Source organism: Bacillus sp. SJS (assembly GCF_000732485.2).
GTDB lineage: Bacteria > Bacillota > Bacilli > Bacillales > Bacillaceae > Metabacillus_B > Metabacillus_B sediminis.
The window spans coordinates 123,967-138,443 of the sequence record NZ_JAQV02000031.1; the positions used below are offsets into that span (position 1 = coordinate 123,967).

General features: G+C 41.3%; 25 protein-coding genes. 7 read left to right on the forward strand and 18 right to left on the reverse strand.

The genetic code is table 11. The annotated features are described in order from the left end of the window. The 4 genes from AS29_RS18140 to AS29_RS18155 all read right to left on the reverse strand — a co-directional run bounded on the left by AS29_RS18140 (window position 1) and on the right by AS29_RS18155 (window position 2,806). On the reverse strand, window positions 1-648 hold the full coding sequence (locus AS29_RS18140) for a PspA/IM30 family protein (RefSeq protein WP_035411592.1): 648 nt from the start codon (window positions 646-648) through the stop codon (window positions 1-3). Window positions 649-666: 18 nt separating this feature from the next. After that, entirely contained in the window at window positions 667-1,017 is a 351-nt protein-coding gene (locus AS29_RS18145; protein WP_035412067.1) for a lmo0954 family membrane protein, read from the reverse strand. 396 nt (window positions 1,018-1,413) lie between these two features. Further along, the gene (locus AS29_RS18150) at window positions 1,414-2,031 is read right to left on the reverse strand and encodes a class F sortase (protein WP_035411595.1); all 618 of its coding nucleotides are present in this window, start codon (window positions 2,029-2,031) and stop codon (window positions 1,414-1,416) included. Beyond that, window positions 2,006-2,806 (reverse strand): DUF4397 domain-containing protein, encoded by an 801-nt coding sequence (locus AS29_RS18155; protein ID WP_035411598.1) that lies wholly within the window; start codon window positions 2,804-2,806, stop codon window positions 2,006-2,008. The genes AS29_RS18150 and AS29_RS18155 overlap by 26 nt, the downstream gene beginning before the upstream one ends. A 341-nt stretch (window positions 2,807-3,147) precedes the next feature. Here AS29_RS18155 and AS29_RS18160 point away from each other — a divergent pair, with 341 nt between their 5' ends. Then, entirely contained in the window at window positions 3,148-3,447 is a 300-nt protein-coding gene (locus tag AS29_RS18160) for a HesB/YadR/YfhF family protein (protein ID WP_035411602.1), read from the forward strand. 10 nt (window positions 3,448-3,457) lie between these two features. On the opposite strand, the gene AS29_RS18165 is transcribed toward AS29_RS18160, so the two are convergent. The 8 genes from AS29_RS18165 to AS29_RS18200 form a co-directional block, all read right to left on the reverse strand. Beyond that, a complete protein-coding gene (locus tag AS29_RS18165) occupies window positions 3,458-3,760 on the reverse strand; it encodes a hypothetical protein (RefSeq protein WP_035411605.1) in 303 nt (100 codons plus the stop codon). Further along, complete coding sequence (locus tag AS29_RS18170) at window positions 3,760-4,185, reverse strand: YbgC/FadM family acyl-CoA thioesterase (protein WP_035411608.1); 426 nt, start codon at window positions 4,183-4,185, stop codon at window positions 3,760-3,762. The genes AS29_RS18165 and AS29_RS18170 overlap by 1 nt, the downstream gene beginning before the upstream one ends. A gap of 147 nt (window positions 4,186-4,332) precedes the next feature. Continuing rightward, window positions 4,333-4,569 (reverse strand): small acid-soluble spore protein Tlp, encoded by a 237-nt coding sequence (gene tlp / locus AS29_RS18175; protein WP_035411609.1) that lies wholly within the window; start codon window positions 4,567-4,569, stop codon window positions 4,333-4,335. 29 nt (window positions 4,570-4,598) lie between these two features. Beyond that, window positions 4,599-4,742: an acid-soluble spore protein N gene (locus tag AS29_RS18180; RefSeq protein ID WP_035411612.1), complete on the reverse strand. Its 144-nt coding sequence runs from the start codon at window positions 4,740-4,742 to the stop codon at window positions 4,599-4,601. Between the two features lie 55 nt (window positions 4,743-4,797). After that, window positions 4,798-4,923 carry an FbpB family small basic protein gene (locus tag AS29_RS18185; RefSeq protein WP_066099097.1) on the reverse strand — a complete coding sequence of 42 codons (126 nt, stop codon included), beginning with the start codon at window positions 4,921-4,923 and terminating at the stop codon, window positions 4,798-4,800. Between the two features lie 68 nt (window positions 4,924-4,991). Beyond that, complete coding sequence (locus tag AS29_RS18190; RefSeq protein WP_035411614.1) at window positions 4,992-5,501, reverse strand: peroxiredoxin family protein; 510 nt, start codon at window positions 5,499-5,501, stop codon at window positions 4,992-4,994. A 126-nt stretch (window positions 5,502-5,627) separates the two neighbouring features. Next, complete coding sequence (gene acnA, locus AS29_RS18195; protein WP_035411618.1) at window positions 5,628-8,354, reverse strand: aconitate hydratase AcnA; 2,727 nt, start codon at window positions 8,352-8,354, stop codon at window positions 5,628-5,630. A gap of 305 nt (window positions 8,355-8,659) precedes the next feature. After that, window positions 8,660-8,926: a hypothetical protein gene (locus AS29_RS18200; protein WP_035411621.1), complete on the reverse strand. Its 267-nt coding sequence runs from the start codon at window positions 8,924-8,926 to the stop codon at window positions 8,660-8,662. 117 nt (window positions 8,927-9,043) lie between these two features. Between AS29_RS18200 and AS29_RS18205 the strand changes: the two genes are divergently transcribed. The 5 genes from AS29_RS18205 to AS29_RS18220 all read left to right on the forward strand — a co-directional run bounded on the left by AS29_RS18205 (window position 9,044) and on the right by AS29_RS18220 (window position 10,749). After that, entirely contained in the window at window positions 9,044-9,190 is a 147-nt protein-coding gene (locus tag AS29_RS18205) for a small acid-soluble spore protein P (protein WP_066099099.1), read from the forward strand. 92 nt (window positions 9,191-9,282) lie between these two features. Then, the gene (locus tag AS29_RS18210) at window positions 9,283-9,669 is read left to right on the forward strand and encodes an Hsp20/alpha crystallin family protein (RefSeq protein ID WP_051860818.1); all 387 of its coding nucleotides are present in this window, start codon (window positions 9,283-9,285) and stop codon (window positions 9,667-9,669) included. A gap of 156 nt (window positions 9,670-9,825) precedes the next feature. Next, the gene (locus AS29_RS18215; protein ID WP_231889998.1) at window positions 9,826-10,059 is read left to right on the forward strand and encodes a spore germination protein; all 234 of its coding nucleotides are present in this window, start codon (window positions 9,826-9,828) and stop codon (window positions 10,057-10,059) included. 46 nt (window positions 10,060-10,105) lie between these two features. Next, entirely contained in the window at window positions 10,106-10,261 is a 156-nt protein-coding gene (locus tag AS29_RS21150; protein ID WP_082883912.1) for a DUF2639 domain-containing protein, read from the forward strand. A 62-nt stretch (window positions 10,262-10,323) separates the two neighbouring features. Further along, a complete protein-coding gene (locus AS29_RS18220; protein ID WP_035411628.1) occupies window positions 10,324-10,749 on the forward strand; it encodes a DUF2621 domain-containing protein in 426 nt (141 codons plus the stop codon). A gap of 35 nt (window positions 10,750-10,784) precedes the next feature. On the opposite strand, the gene AS29_RS18225 is transcribed toward AS29_RS18220, so the two are convergent. From AS29_RS18225 to AS29_RS18235, 3 genes are all read right to left on the reverse strand, one after another. Continuing rightward, window positions 10,785-11,270, reverse strand: a complete 486-nt coding sequence (locus AS29_RS18225; protein ID WP_035411630.1) for a CcdC family protein — start codon at window positions 11,268-11,270, stop codon at window positions 10,785-10,787. Between the two features lie 142 nt (window positions 11,271-11,412). Continuing rightward, entirely contained in the window at window positions 11,413-11,772 is a 360-nt protein-coding gene (locus tag AS29_RS18230; protein WP_035411632.1) for a response regulator, read from the reverse strand. A gap of 102 nt (window positions 11,773-11,874) precedes the next feature. Next, window positions 11,875-12,579 carry a cytochrome c biogenesis protein CcdA gene (locus AS29_RS18235; protein ID WP_035412074.1) on the reverse strand — a complete coding sequence of 235 codons (705 nt, stop codon included), beginning with the start codon at window positions 12,577-12,579 and terminating at the stop codon, window positions 11,875-11,877. A gap of 226 nt (window positions 12,580-12,805) precedes the next feature. On the opposite strand from AS29_RS18235, the gene AS29_RS18240 reads away from it, so the two are divergent. Next, window positions 12,806-12,985: an aspartyl-phosphate phosphatase Spo0E family protein gene (locus AS29_RS18240; protein WP_035411635.1), complete on the forward strand. Its 180-nt coding sequence runs from the start codon at window positions 12,806-12,808 to the stop codon at window positions 12,983-12,985. Between the two features lie 58 nt (window positions 12,986-13,043). Here the strand turns inward: AS29_RS18240 and AS29_RS18245 are convergent, their stop codons facing one another. The 3 genes from AS29_RS18245 to sirA all read right to left on the reverse strand — a co-directional run bounded on the left by AS29_RS18245 (window position 13,044) and on the right by sirA (window position 14,359). Beyond that, complete coding sequence (locus tag AS29_RS18245; protein WP_035411638.1) at window positions 13,044-13,247, reverse strand: hypothetical protein; 204 nt, start codon at window positions 13,245-13,247, stop codon at window positions 13,044-13,046. Between the two features lie 358 nt (window positions 13,248-13,605). Then, window positions 13,606-13,827 carry a YneF family protein gene (locus AS29_RS18250; RefSeq protein WP_035411641.1) on the reverse strand — a complete coding sequence of 74 codons (222 nt, stop codon included), beginning with the start codon at window positions 13,825-13,827 and terminating at the stop codon, window positions 13,606-13,608. Window positions 13,828-13,912: 85 nt separating this feature from the next. Then, the gene (gene sirA, locus AS29_RS18255) at window positions 13,913-14,359 is read right to left on the reverse strand and encodes a sporulation inhibitor of replication protein SirA (RefSeq protein ID WP_035411644.1); all 447 of its coding nucleotides are present in this window, start codon (window positions 14,357-14,359) and stop codon (window positions 13,913-13,915) included. Window positions 14,360-14,477 lie beyond the last annotated feature (118 nt).

A 14,477-nucleotide genomic window follows, 5' to 3' on the forward strand; every position in this document is an offset into this window, starting at 1 on the left:
TTAGGATGGAGAATTCGTTTTTTGTAAGTTGAATCCTTTTTCAAGTGCCTCCGTTTTAGCATCAATTGTACTTCTGTAGTAGTTGGTTTGAACCTGGTATTCAAGGCGGTCGATATATCGTTCCATTTCTTCAAAACGGCTGGATGAAGCCATTGATTCTTCTGAAGACTTCAGCACTTTATTCATTTTCGACTGAGCCCTTGCTGTGTTTTCCCTGCCCATTAATTCCATTCTTCGTAAATTCATATCCTTAAGTTTATGTTTCATTTCTTCGTATCTTTGTTCAAGCTGTTCAAGCTGAGCGGATGTCTCCCGTAAGGAATTAGTTAGACGCTGCTCCCGGTCCGTATACTGCTCATATTCTTTTTCAGCAAATTGCTTTAGCTCTGATTCCCCTGCCTGATCAGCGACTTCCGCCTGGTGTTTCCTTTTAGCCGCCATACGGGTCGCTTCTTGAAGCTCTCTTTTAAATTCGTCTTTCAGCTTATATTGCCTTTCAACAAGCCCTCTTACTTTTTCCGTTTCTTTCTCGCATTCTCTTAAGTATTGATTGAGCATAGCAATTGGATTTTTCTCCTCTTTTTGATCAAGGATTTCATGCAGATCAGCTGTAATGCTTTCTTTTAATCTTGTGAACAAATTTGACATGTTTTTTTCCAGCCCTTCTTATTTGGATTTATTGATTTCAGACCATTGACGTTCAAAGTTGACAAAAGGATCATCTGAACGGTTTTCACGTTCCTGCTGCTTTCCTTTTAAGCTTTTAACAATCTTGATGAATGCGTACAATGCAGCCAGGCCGATAATCGCCGGAAAATTCGAAAGCGATGCACTCAAAGCAATGAGACCTCCTATTGCCCAGATGATTTTCTTACCCGTAGAATCTGTTTTCATAAATCCTTTAAATGCAAAGTACAATATAGCGGCGCTAATCGCCAAACCGATGATATGCCCTGTATTGGCAAGCAGTATTATACCTGCTATAAAGGCAGCCGCTATCAATCCCGCTCTTTTCATTTTTTCATCTCCCTTCATGTATCTAGCTTACCTTCCCTGCCGTTTTTCTATAATGATCCCTGGCCATATTTTAGTGTAAGACTTGAGGCGTAGCCCGAGTTAGACCTTGGCTGATTGCTGTTATTACTGGTTGTTTTTTTATTATTATGATTATTTAGAACATAGTTTTTTTAGACATTCTAAAGGTGAATTGCTCCTGAAAATCTTCACTGTAGAAAAGGGTAGAAATTTCTTAAAGTGACTTACCGGACTGCCGTTTACCATATTTTTTAGCAAATCCGTTTATGCGCTGCAGTTCAACGGGTTAAGGAATAACGGTTTATAAAAGACTTGTATTAAGCCATCTCCTTTTGTACTAAGAAGAAAAGCCTTCTTCCATTTGGAAGAAGGCTTTGTTCAGCTGTTTTTTAGTTTTGTATAAACAACAAGCCGTTCAAGGTGTGTTTTTTTGCGTTTGTCAAACGTTCCGGTGCACGTAATCAGATTGAGTCTGGGCTCATTCGTCCGGCCGAAAATGGATTGAATCGGTGCACGTTCATAAGGGTATGATTCAACCTTTTCAACAACAAACGTGCGGCTTTCTCCATTTGCATCCAAAACGGCTAATTCATCTCCGCTTTTCAGTTTTTTTAAATTGAAAAATACGGCTGGTCCCGTTTTGTTATCGACATGGCCGGCTATGACGGCATTGCCGGATGCACCAGGACGTGCCCCTTGCTTATACCATGCTGCATTCTGATCATCCTTTGGAACATCCATTGTTCCATCGCTTAAAAGGCCGGCTTTCTCAACCTTTGCATTGATTCCCAGTGCAGGAATTGATAGGGTTACGGGCGTTAAGCCTTCCTCAGGCTTTCGAACAGGTGCTTGAGAGCTTGAGGAAGCCTTCAAAGATTTAGTTTCAATCGGTATGGTTTTACCCGGCTGAGGCATTCCTTCTTTTTCCTGAACTCCGCTGCATCCAGCCAGGAAAAGAATCAGAGCAATGTTACTGAGTGCTTTTTTTCTTACCATAAATAACAAGAGCTCCTAAACCCGCGGCTGCTGCAAAAATGGCCCAAGGTGCAGCGGAATGCTCATTTTCTGATGTTCCCCCCATACCAGTTTTCGGCATTCCGGCAGGCATCATTGGATCTTCCAGGACGATGGCATCAAGTGCCGGATCCTTTTTAGCAAAACCTACAGCCAGAACGGTATACGTCATGTTCTCCTTCAATTCTGTCCCAGCCAGGTCAAGAACGGAATCCTTTGAACCCGCTGCTCTTACTTCCAGATCATAGCTTCCTGGATCAACTTCCATATAATCTGTTACTCCTTTAAATTCTGCTCCCGGGAAAAGTACATCCCCATCTTTAACAGCAACATCTACTGCAGGTGCATCAGGAGAAAAATGGCCTACCCGGATTTTAGATTTGCCATCCGTAACCATTGTATCGTCATTCAAAATTTTCAGTTCAAGATTATCAAGTGTGTTAATAGCTGCAGCTGTATACATTTTTCCTGCTTCAACAGTCAGATCAGAGGTGATGACCGGTTTTCCCTCTTCCACAGTTCCTGCTGCGAAAATTTCGACTTTATGGTTTCCGGCAGGCAAAGCCATAAAATCCGTTGCATCCTTGAATTTTGCTCCTTCAACTACTGTGTTTCCATCTACTGTTACATCAACCGCCGGTGCATCAGGCGAAGCATGTACAATCCGAACCATCGCATTTTTTGATTCCGCTGCCAGTACTGAAGTCCCCATTAGTGCAAATACCATGATAATGACCATCATCGCTAATTTTTTCAACTAGAATCTCTCCTTTTATTTTGGTGTAGTCCGGAAATTAATTGCAACGGCCCTCCTCTCTATTATTTATGTACAAATCTTATACAATACTTGTACGTTTAGTCAAAACATAACATGCTTTGACAGCACATTCCGATTATTACTGATTTTTTATTATTAATTGATTATTTAGAACATAGTTTTTTTTAAAAATGTTTTACACTGCATCCTTATTTAACTAGTTATTTAGAACATTGTTTTGTATGAATGAATCATTTTCGGAGGCTTTGATCGATGAATGGTTAGCCAATCAGGCTAAAATTAGCTTATAATAAATGAATATCACATAAAGGAGTGCTGGCATGAAAATCAAAGTGAATAAAGAAGCAGCTAAATGGTACCAAGATGAACTGCGTTTACAGGCTGGAGACTCCGTTCGGTTCTTTGTCCGCTACGGCGGTTCAAGCACCATACAAAAAGGATTTAGTCTTGGAGTAGCAAAAGAGGATATAGAAGATGCTGGTGCATCCATAAAAGCTGAAGGAATTGAATTTTTCGTCAGCGAACGGGATTTATGGTACTTTGACGGAAATGATCTGCTGGTCGAATTTGATGCTGAAAGGAAGGAACCTGTTTTTGACTACGAAAAAGCCGCAGACTAACTGCGGCTTTTCATTTCAACTTAAATTTTTGTATGGTTTCGTCCATACCGTAATGTTTTAGCACGTTTAGCTGTGTTCTGCCCATTAAATCAAAATGAGGGTAATCACTTCGGCGGTCAATCCATTCTGCTTGTAAGCCAAATTGTTTTCCCCACTCTGCAAGTTTGGTCAGATCACTGCAACCTGCTTTCGTCACGGAATGGGAAGCCGGAAACCGGTCATCATACCAAAAATGAGTCAAAAAGGCGATTTCTTTCCTTAATACAGCTTCCTTCCAAATTTTCAGTTCACTTCTTTTAATTCCAAAAGCCATTAACGTTCACTTCTTCGAGCCCTTTTATAGGCTTCATCCCAGTCCGGAAAGAATTTTCTAATGTTAATAGGCCTGAATGATTCCTTCTTGACGCATACATGAGAGGACGTTGCTTTTATTGCAAGCTCCCCATCGGGAGTGAACATTTCATATCCGTAAACCACTTTAACACCGCTATATTCTTGAACCCATGTATGTATGATTGCCTTTTGGCCGTATTTTAGAGGTTTCTTATATTCGATATTTATATCAATGACAGGGGAAAGAATTCCTTCTTCTTCCATGGCTGCATAGGAGAACCCTAAATCTTCTATAAGTTTTGTGCGTCCGATCTCCATCCAGACTAAGTAGTTGGCGTGATAAACAATTCCCATTTGATCCGTTTCTGAATAGCGTACTTCCACTTCTGTTTTTGATGTGAACATCGTTTTCTCTCCTCACTGCTGCTGACTGATTGCCTGTTTATTCTATCATGACAGCGAATCTTGAACAAAAAATGAAGCTTGATGTGCATTTAGCACATTGTTTTATTAATAAAAATAAAGAACCGGCAATTGCCGATTCTTTATTTTTTACTTTGTCTCATACCCATTTTCACGTGCCTGGGCTTCGTCCTGAATTTCGGTTCTCATCGCAGCAATCGAATCTTCTCTGCGTTTGTTCTTTTCTTCAATCTCCCTGCGGTCTTTCTCATTCGCCATAGCGAGAGAGTCATGTGATTTTTCAATATTTTGTATGGTGTTCTGAACCATATCCTGCAGCTTTTCTACGTTATCTGAACGGTCATCCGGATTTGATTTGTAGCCCATTGCTCTCACCCTCCGCATTTGTATTGTCATTATTCCCCTTTTGTTTGAATAACCTGGGGATGCTGGCCTGATTTATCCTGCATTTGCTTGCCTTTGTTTCCTCCGAACCCTCTTGACTTTGTGCCAATGTGATCGGGATTAAATTGTTTTGATTTATTGTTGGAATTGGTCATAAAAATAGCCTCCTTCCGATTATTATCTTTTCCGGCTGAAGGCACTTTCATGAATTTATTTTTCTGTAAAACGCTGTTCAAGCTTATCTTCAATTTTATCTAGGAATGCTTCATCTTTTAATAGTTCTTTTTTGTTTTCCATCACAAGTTCCTCGAATGACAGCTTTTTGACTTTTCTCAAAAGCTTACACCTCCATATGTATTAGCGACAGTATAGCCGATTTACTCGCCGCCTATACGTGGAGGGATTCAAGACTGGACAAAATTTTTGAGGGTTTTATAATCCACCATGCTTCTTTGGACTTTCTGAATGACCCCTTTCTCATCCAAAAAATAGGTGGTCGGGTAGCTGAATACTTTATATTGTGTCAGCACATCTGCTTCAGGATCCATTAGAACAGGAAATTGCATCTTTTGATCCTCAACAAATTTTTTAACAGAGCTCTCGTTGGCTTCAGAAACGGTATAATTAACGGCCAGGATGACAACATCCTTATCGTATTCAGCTGAAATTTCCTTCAATTCAGGAATTTCTTTTTTGCATGGCGGGCACCAGGTTGCCCAAAAATTGAGAATGACTTTTTTTCCTTTATAATCGGAAAGCTGAACGCTGCCTCCATCAAGCTGAGGCAATGTGAATTCAGGAGCTGTATTCCCCTTCTCAAGTCCTACTGGCGGTTCTTTTGGCCATAGCGCCTGCCAAACAGCGAAAAGGATTAAAACCGCTAATATGGACAGCGCTGCAATGCGTTTCATCATGGCTTTTCCCCTCTTCGTCCCATTTATCTTTTATATGTATGCATTTATTTTACTTCATAATCCGTAAAAAGGACAATCCGCAGGAACAGAAAAAGACAGCCAATTGGCTGCCTTTTTACGTTTAATTTATGCTTTCAGCTTGCCGCGAAGGACCATTGGAAGAATCCCGCCGTGGCGATAGTAATCAATTTCAACTTCACTGTCAAAACGGACAAGTGCTTCGAATTCAATGGAGTTTCCTGCTTCATCTGTCGCACGCACTTTTACGTGATCGCGAGGTTTAACGGATTCTCCAATTGATACTTCAAATACTTCTTTCCCAGTTAAGCCAAGTGAATCAGCGCTGTCTCCTTCTTTAAATTGAAGAGGAAGAACGCCCATTAGCACAAGGTTGCTTCTGTGGATCCGCTCGTAGCTTTCCGCGATCACTGTCTTGATTCCAAGAAGCGTTGTTCCTTTTGCAGCCCAGTCACGGGAGCTTCCCATACCGTAATCCTTGCCTCCGATGACCATGAGGCCGGTTCCATCCTGCTTGTATTTCATGCAAGCCTCATAGATGGATGTTACTTCGCCTGTCGGCCAGTAAGTTGTATAACCGCCTTCTGTGCCTGGAGCGATTTGATTGCGGATCCGGATGTTTGCAAACGTTCCGCGCATCATTACCTCGTGGTTGCCTCGGCGTGAACCGTAGGAGTTAAAGTCTCTTGGTGAAACGCCTTTTTCCTGTAAATAACGTCCTGCCGGCGTATCCTTGCCGATTGAGCCAGCCGGGGAAATATGATCCGTTGTAACAGAATCTCCGAACTTACCTACAACTCTCAGAGCTGTCAGCGGTTTAACAGTGCCAGGCTCTGGAGACATTCCCTCAAAGAATGTAGGAGCTTGAATATACGTAGAATTTTCATCCCACACATACTGTGCTTCATCTGTTGTTTCAATTTCATTCCAGCGGGCATTATCGTCAAATACGCGGTTGTATTCTTTACGGAATAGCTCCGGTGTAACAGTTTTTGCCACGACTTCTTTAATTTCTTCTGAAGTTGGCCAGATATCGCTGAAGAAAACGTCGTTTCCATCCTTGTCTTTACCTAATGAATCATTTTGCAGGTCAACGTTAACCGTTCCTGCAAGTGCGTAGGCAACGACTAGCGGAGGAGATGCCAGGTAGTTTCCTTTTACTAATGGATGGATCCGTCCTTCAAAGTTACGGTTTCCGGAAAGAACAGATGTAATTAACAGATCAGCATCTGCAACAGCCGTTTCGATCTCCTCTGCCAGAGGACCGGAATTTCCGATACAAGTCGTACAGCCATAACCAACTGTGTTAAAGCCAAGCTTCTCAAGGTAAGGCATTAGGCCGGAATTATCAAGGTAGCCCGTCACAACTTTTGATCCCGGTGCAAGAGATGTTTTGACATAAGCAGGCACCTGCAAGCCTTTTTCGACGGCTTTTTTCGCCACTAAGCCTGCACCAATCAATACATACGGATTGGAAGTATTCGTACAGCTTGTGATAGCAGCAATTGCAATCGCACCCGTTTTCATAACCGTTTCTTCTCCGCTTGCAAGTTTAACGGTTACTTCTTTGTCCATATCCTTTGCCTCAAGACCAAAACCTTGATTTCCGAAAGGAGCGGACAGGTGGGAATGGAATGTTTCTTTCATTTGGGAAAGAGGAATCAAATCCTGCGGACGCTTTGGACCGGAAAGATTTGCTTCAATTCCGCCAAGATCGATTTCTACAACATCTGTGAAAATCGGATCTGCTTTATCTGGTGTATAGAAAAGATCATTTTCTTTGGAATAAGTTTCAACTAAATCAATTTGATCTTCATCGCGGCCTGTCAAACGAAGATAGTTAAGCGTTTCTCCGTCAACCGGGAAGAATCCGCAGGTTGCACCGTATTCAGGCGCCATGTTTGCAATTGTTGCACGGTCAGCAAGTGGAAGTTCCGGTACACCCGGGCCGTAGAATTCTACGAATTTCCCTACCACACCTTTTTGGCGAAGAACTTGTGTTACTTTTAGCGCTAAATCAGTAGCCGTTGTTCCTGATGGCAATTTGCCGGTTAATTTTACACCGATTACTTCAGGCACAGGGAAGTAAGATGGCTGGCCGAGCATTCCTGCTTCTGCCTCAATTCCGCCTACACCCCATCCAAGTACACCGATTCCGTTAATCATCGTTGTATGGGAATCCGTACCGACTAAGGAATCCGGATAAGCAACTGTTTCTGAATCCTTTTCTGCCGCGTGGACAACGTTTGCCAGATACTCAAGGTTTACCTGATGGACGATACCTGTTGCTGGCGGTACAGCGCGGTAATTATCAAATGCTTTTTTAGCCCAGCTCAAAAACTTGTAGCGTTCTGCGTTGCGCTGGAATTCAAGCTCCATATTGAATTGAAGTGAATCTTCTGTTCCCGCTTTATCAACTTGAACAGAGTGATCGATAACAAGATCTACTGTAATTTCAGGATTGATTTTGTCAGGGTCGCCGCCCATTTCAGCCATTGCTTTACGAAGGGATGCTAAATCTACAACCGCAGGAACTCCTGTAAAATCCTGAAGGATGACGCGGGAAGGCTTGAAAGGAACATCGATATCCTGCTGTTCGCTTGTTCCCCATTTTGCAAGGTTTTCAACGTGTTCTTTCTTAATAACATGTCCGTCTACCTGTCTTAGCACAGATTCCAGAAGAACCTTAATGGAATAAGGCAATTTTGTAACCTGCCCGATTCCTGCCTCTTCAAGCGCTTTCAAAGAGTAGTAATGATACGTCTTGCCTTTTAAGTCGAAGGTTTTACGTGCTTGAAATACATCTTGATTATTCAACTGCTGCTGTTCCGTCATGTGTTACTCCCCCTTAAAGCTGTTATCGACTCTACGTGTCGAAAACGGTTACCATGAACCGTTACAAACTTCACAATTCAATCTTAATACAACTTTATACATAAGTAAATATCAATGATGTTATTGAAGATTATAAGAATTTCTTATAGATGTGATCATTCATTATTTTCGCACAATATAAAATTTTGTGCTTCATGATTGACTCCCGAATGGTTCTGCTTTCTAAAAGCTTTAGGAAACAAAATCAATAGACATGGTTAACAGAACCAAAAAAAACCACGGCCGCGGCTGTGGTTTTTTAATCATTATTTTTCATCCTCTTCATTCATTCCCTGAACAATCTGGTTTATATCCTTTTGAAATGTCTCCAGCTGGCTGCGCTGATGCTCAGAAGCAACCTCCAGTGCATTTTGGATTTGTTGGTTCGTCTCATTGATTTCCTCTTTTAAATGGTTAAGCTCTGAACCATAATCCTTGCTCTCTGAATTTAATGTTTCGAAATGACTCTTTGTTTCCGTGGCCTCCTGCTGTGCTGCCTGGAATGCCTGCTGTTTATTCTTATGGTATGGCATCATCATTACTCCTTTATCTGGCTTTTTTTCTTCCCCTATCTTTTCCTTTGGCGTTAAATGTATGCACGTATACTCCATCGAACCAAGCAAAAGCTAACAGGAAAGGAGGAGATTCATTTGACCAATAAAAACACAGGCAAAGATATGAGAAAAAATGCTCCTAAGGGAGATCAGCCGGGACAGCCTGAACCGCTTAGCGGCTCTAAAAAAGTAAAAAACAGAAACCATTCCCGCCAGAAGCATAATAGCGGACACGATATGTAATTTTCTTACCCTCCACTTGGGCTTATTCATTCACTAAAAACCTGCTGCTGAATAAAAATAGTGAAAGGCATCTTTTGGAGGGTATGATTAAAATGAATGATCCAAAACGGTCCGGCGCCTCTGATTTTAAAGGACTGGATCAATGGCTCGCTCAGTTTTTAGATGATCCTTTTTCAAGTGGATTTGATGGTTCATTCCGCACCGATGTTTATGAAACAAGCGACCAGTACATTATCGAAGCTGATTTAACCGGACTTCCATTAGAAAAGATTTCTGTTTTAAAAGGGAACAGCAGCCTCACAATCAAAACACTGTCTTCTAAAAAAGAAGCAATGGTTTTTCTTCCATTCTGCCTGGATAAAAGAAAGATGACTGCTTTATACGCCAATGGGATCCTAGAGATCATGATTCTGAAAGAAGAACAGCAACTACCGGCATCCTCAAATAATAAGCTAATCATCATCCCTGAACAGAGATAGCCATCTCTGATTTTTTTTGTTTAAAAAATGATCCTCAGAGGCATGCGCCCTTGGCAGCACTTAAATGCACCCGCTTGTTACATATAGACAAGCGCTTATACATTCCGCTCAGCCTGTACATATACTGCTAAAAACAGGAGCGATCAAAACTTGGGTGTGTATATAAAAAGTCTCGTCATTAATGAAATATCCGGAGGAGTGGTTCATTTCGGAAATGCGGTAAACGTTGGACCGATTACTGCTTCAAAATCGGTGGAAGGCAGCGGGAGCGGTTCTGCTGATGATTCCTCTCAGTCCCCTGCAGCCCAAATGTCCTCAAACGGTTCCCTATCCGCTACTGCCACAATGAATACAGGTTTAAACGCTCAGCGGCAAAGCCGTTCTAATTGAATCGCCATAAGCATATCCTCTTTGAAAAAGAAATGGGGTTTTCATTATGGCATACAGGGGTTCGAAGGGCTGGTACATTTCAGAGCTTAAGAAGGCAGGAATTACGAAGCATCCAATCGACCGAAAGAAACTTGAATCGTATAAAACATATGTAATCAGAAAGATCTGGCTTACTGCGCTTAATGGAAATGAAAAAGCTTGACCTCTTCCCATTCGTTTTCATGTATAATAAAAGCATAAATGGAAACAGTTGGGGTGAACAGGATGCTTGACGGCTGGTTTCAATGGTTTATCGTGTTTTGGGTATTTTTCCTGATTGCGATGCTCTCGATTGGCGGATATTTTATGTTCAGAAAGTTTTTAAAACGCCTGCCGAAAGAGGACGGAAAATCAATTTTGGACTGGCAGGATCATTATATTCAAAAATCCCGCCATCTGTGGGATCAAAGTCAAAAGGACCTGCTAGAGGAATTAGTTTCACCTGTACCGGAACTTTTCAGAGATGTGGCCAGGGAGAAAATCGCCGGCAAAATCGGCGAGCTTGCCTTACAAGAAAAAGCACCAATCATTACACAGGATCACGTCATAAGAGGCTATATACTGGCTACACCTAAGAGGGACCATAAGTTTCTGATTAAGCATCTAAAACAAAAGCAAATCGATTATCAGATGTATAAGACGATGTTTTAAATGATTAAAGCTGCACCCTGCAGGGTACAGCTTTTTTACGTGGCTTGTGTATTTGGCGGATTGATCTGATTTTGGATTTTTTTAAAAGACATATACATGGCAATTCTCCAAGGCACAATCATTCCAAATGCAAGCAGCCAGAACATTCCGCTAAGAGCACCGACATCAATAGAAAGGCTCAAAAATGACTTTAACCCAACACGGAGTGCCAGCAAACCAATTAAAATAAAAGCAAATGCCTTCGATCGCTTTAAATAAATTTCATTGTCGCGAATTTCAAACTTGCTCGTTTTAATGAGAAATATTGAAAAAAACATTCCCGCTAGAATGGCCTCCCAAAATTCTGCAAGCGTTACATGGAAAAACGGAAAAATAAACATCAAGGCACCTGTACTCATGAATAATGGCGGAAGGATAATTTTCTTAGCTGATGCAGGCTTCCTTGAAGCGCGCATTCTTACTACTAATACGATCGTTCCCATTACAACCGCCATTATCGTAGAAATGACTAATAAATCCATGGTTCATCATCCCTCATATTTTGATTCTTCTATTATAAACCAATTTACTCAAAGTTAACATATGACAAAGGCTTGCCGGACATGCTAGTATTTCAAGAAATGAAAAAACCATTTAGATTCATTCTAAATGGCAATGTATAGGTTAGCCCAGTACCCGCTCTACCGCTTCAAGAACCCGGCTGGAGTCGAAGGGCTTAATAATAAAATCTTTGGCTCCCGCTTCAATCGCCTCTACAACCATTTTCTGCTGGCCCATAGCAGAACACATGATTACTTTTGCGGCCGGAAACTCACTCATAATCTCTTTTAATGCATCCAGCCCATTTTTCTCAGGCATTGTAATATCAAGTGTTACAAGATCCGGGAGCAGTGCCTTATATTGACTGACCGCTTCAATGCCATTTTCGGCTTCCCCTGCTATGGTGTGACTTGCTCCTTCAAGTACATTAGTCAATGTAACTCTCATAAATTTGGCATCATCAACGATCAGAATCCTCGCCATGTTACCCCTCCCTAAAATGCTTCGCCTTCATCTGTAATCTATTATAACAGAAAGAAGAGGAAAAAGTAGTAAATTTGACTTATTTTTAAAATTTTTATAGGTCTAAAATCCTGTAAAACCTGTCAATTTTGTAAAATAGTTGATAATAGCCGCCATACCATCGAAGAATAGGAGCAATCCCATTGCAACCATAATCCCGCCCCCTGCTTTCATAAATACGGCAGTATGCTTTGAAATCCAATGCATCTTTCCGATAAAAAAAGCTAAAACAAAAAAAGGGACAGAAAAACCAAGCGTATAGCTAATCATATACAGAAGCGCTGATTCCGGCTGTGAACCGGCTAAGGTCATCACCGCTGTCAAAATCGGACCGACACATGGAGACCATCCAGCAGCAAATCCAAGCCCAATCAAAATTGACCCCGCATACCCTGCAGGCCGATGCTTGAACTGCAGTCTCCGCTCTTTCATAAGGAATTTTGGAGATAAAACTCCAAGCGTGACAAACCCCATAAAGACAATCAATATCGCTCCCAGCTGCCGAAGTAAATCCTGATAGTTAATAAAAAAACTCCCAATCATGGACGTACTGAACCCAAGTGCCACAAAGATAATGGAAAAACCCAGCAAGAAAAAGCCTGTATGAAGCATGCTCTGTGTTCGGTGCATTCCCTGCTCCGATTTCAAATCCTGAACAGAAACTCCCGTTATGTATGATAAAAACGCCGGATAAACCGGCAGGCAGCAAGGTGAAACAAAAGAAAGGAACCCCGCTCCAAATGAAAGCATCGCATTTACATCTGCCATCCTCATCCTTCTCTCTTCAATACCTTTTTTTAAATGTACCACATCCGGAATGAATACGAATAAATATTTCATTTTATGTCATTCATATGTCAATTTTCTTACACTTAATTCGACTTGGTTTTAGGATGCTATTAAAAAGCTTATAATCAATGATGACAATTCCATCAAAACCTATAACTTTTTTCCAAACAAAATGCAGCAGTTTACATAGAAAGGATACATCGCAGTGACGAAGAAGGATATGCTTAAAGAAATCGAACGCAAACGAGAAGAACTGAATGAAATCGTCTGTAAAAACGGAATGAGTTCAACGGTCACCATTCAATACAGCCAGGAACTTGATAAAATGCTGTATGAGTATCAGCAGATTATCCTCCCTCAAAACAATCAGCGTTATATGCATTAACAGGGAAAGGGAGTGGCGCAACAGGGCGGTCATTCCCTTTTTTAAAGCAGGTTTTCCCCTACCTAATATCTTCCGGTTTTTTTCTGATCCCATAAAACTTTACAATTCCTGCGCTGGTAACTTCCTTTGCGTATACCCGGACTGTGTTGCTATTGACTGTAATGAAATCCGATAGCATCATAAGCTGAGCGATTTCTAGATCAACCTTATCATGGAATGCGTCATTTTCATCGATAATCATTTCAATCCTTACCTGCGGCATATTAAAAACCTCCTCCTTCATCTACTATTCGCCAACTAAACGGAAGGACCTTTAAGTTTTCAATTCTGCATTTTGAAGGTGGACGCTTTCCGAAAAAATGTTGCCGATATCACTACTCACACAAGCAAATCACTTCTAAAATCTGTTGGCTGTCCACCTCTGCTCTGATATCTGGCCAATATAAAAAACCGCCTTCTACTGGTTTGATGGCCAGCATAGAAGCGGTTCGGTGTTTGATTGATGAAAGATCAAGCATACATTAGTCAAATTTCAGATGAATGGCTCACTCTGCATGACAAATCTGCAAAATGCCAGGAGTGACTATCGTTAAAGCACTATAAACACCAGCTGAAATACCTTATTTAATCTGCTGACTGTTCATCGCTTTCATCATTTGATTGATTTTTTTCTGGGATGGTTTCATTCCCATTTGCATCATCATCATACGAAGCATTTGTTCATTGATTGGCGGATTCTTTTTCAAATAGCTCATCATGTATCTGCGAGCAATAAAGAAGCCCAGCGCCACGCCGCCCAAAAGAGCAACTATGATCAGTGTTATGCCTAGCCATAAAGCCATGGTAGTTCCTCCTTCAAGTTCTCTCGTTTACAGTCTACTAAACCCTTCGATATTATACAATAATTCCTGCATAATTTCTGCTTTTTTAGACAAATTTTCTTTCAGATATCGGGTTCAGCCATCCATATCGCTGGGATTGGAAGTCCATCGCGAGAAAACAGGGGTCCATTTTCCTAAGAATTTCAAAAAATATCGTCTCCGCTTCATAGCTGCCTTGAGCATCGATTTCCAAATATCGGTCTTTTACAAGCAATGTTGCCTGTCCGGCCTCACCATTAAGAATGATTCTGTGCAAGTGGCCTAACTGCCGGTAGCCTTTTCTCATCATTAAGAACCCGGTTAGCAGCTGATGAATTTTTTTGGCCGGGATTGCTTTAGAAATATATTGTACCTGGCGATCCAACAGGTCGTACGAACCGTCATGAATGCTTGTCCATTGAAAATTTTGAATTAGGTTAAAAATCTTCGACTCTTTGCCGAAATAATGGCTTGCGAATTCTTCTTCTATTAAATAAACATAGTAATGCCTCATCCTGAACCCCTCCTGCCGCTGCACGCTCTTTATCTTTATTATACGGAATGACGCATGATGAAGAGTGTCTTAATGCGGAGAGAGGATTCACTATTTATGTCGAATCAAAGTTCGCCAA

What these genes read in the sequence shown, in the direction of transcription:
- AS29_RS18180 (WP_035411612.1), bottom strand. Translation starts at nt 4,742, where the DNA reads ATGACCAATTCCAACAATAAATCAAAACAATTTAATCCCGATCACATT.
- AS29_RS18145 (WP_035412067.1), bottom strand. Translation starts at nt 1,017, where the DNA reads ATGAAAAGAGCGGGATTGATAGCGGCTGCCTTTATAGCAGGTATAATA.
- AS29_RS18210 (WP_051860818.1), top strand. Translation starts at nt 9,283, where the DNA reads ATGAATGATCCAAAACGGTCCGGCGCCTCTGATTTTAAAGGACTGGAT.
- AS29_RS18220 (WP_035411628.1), top strand. Translation starts at nt 10,324, where the DNA reads ATGCTTGACGGCTGGTTTCAATGGTTTATCGTGTTTTGGGTATTTTTC.
- AS29_RS18190 (WP_035411614.1), bottom strand. Translation starts at nt 5,501, where the DNA reads ATGATGAAACGCATTGCAGCGCTGTCCATATTAGCGGTTTTAATCCTT.
- AS29_RS18250 (WP_035411641.1), bottom strand. Translation starts at nt 13,827, where the DNA reads ATGGCTTTATGGCTAGGCATAACACTGATCATAGTTGCTCTTTTGGGC.
- tlp (WP_035411609.1), bottom strand. Translation starts at nt 4,569, where the DNA reads ATGGGCTACAAATCAAATCCGGATGACCGTTCAGATAACGTAGAAAAG.
- AS29_RS18200 (WP_035411621.1), bottom strand. Translation starts at nt 8,926, where the DNA reads ATGCCATACCATAAGAATAAACAGCAGGCATTCCAGGCAGCACAGCAG.
- AS29_RS18150 (WP_035411595.1), bottom strand. Translation starts at nt 2,031, where the DNA reads ATGGTAAGAAAAAAAGCACTCAGTAACATTGCTCTGATTCTTTTCCTG.
- AS29_RS18140 (WP_035411592.1), bottom strand. Translation starts at nt 648, where the DNA reads ATGTCAAATTTGTTCACAAGATTAAAAGAAAGCATTACAGCTGATCTG.
- sirA (WP_035411644.1), bottom strand. Translation starts at nt 14,359, where the DNA reads ATGAGGCATTACTATGTTTATTTAATAGAAGAAGAATTCGCAAGCCAT.
- AS29_RS18170 (WP_035411608.1), bottom strand. Translation starts at nt 4,185, where the DNA reads ATGTTCACATCAAAAACAGAAGTGGAAGTACGCTATTCAGAAACGGAT.
- AS29_RS18225 (WP_035411630.1), bottom strand. Translation starts at nt 11,270, where the DNA reads ATGGATTTATTAGTCATTTCTACGATAATGGCGGTTGTAATGGGAACG.
- AS29_RS18165 (WP_035411605.1), bottom strand. Translation starts at nt 3,760, where the DNA reads ATGGCTTTTGGAATTAAAAGAAGTGAACTGAAAATTTGGAAGGAAGCT.
- AS29_RS18230 (WP_035411632.1), bottom strand. Translation starts at nt 11,772, where the DNA reads ATGGCGAGGATTCTGATCGTTGATGATGCCAAATTTATGAGAGTTACA.
- AS29_RS18245 (WP_035411638.1), bottom strand. Translation starts at nt 13,247, where the DNA reads ATGCCGCAGGTAAGGATTGAAATGATTATCGATGAAAATGACGCATTC.
- AS29_RS18160 (WP_035411602.1), top strand. Translation starts at nt 3,148, where the DNA reads ATGAAAATCAAAGTGAATAAAGAAGCAGCTAAATGGTACCAAGATGAA.
- AS29_RS21150 (WP_082883912.1), top strand. Translation starts at nt 10,106, where the DNA reads ATGGCATACAGGGGTTCGAAGGGCTGGTACATTTCAGAGCTTAAGAAG.
- acnA (WP_035411618.1), bottom strand. Translation starts at nt 8,354, where the DNA reads ATGACGGAACAGCAGCAGTTGAATAATCAAGATGTATTTCAAGCACGT.
- AS29_RS18235 (WP_035412074.1), bottom strand. Translation starts at nt 12,579, where the DNA reads ATGGCAGATGTAAATGCGATGCTTTCATTTGGAGCGGGGTTCCTTTCT.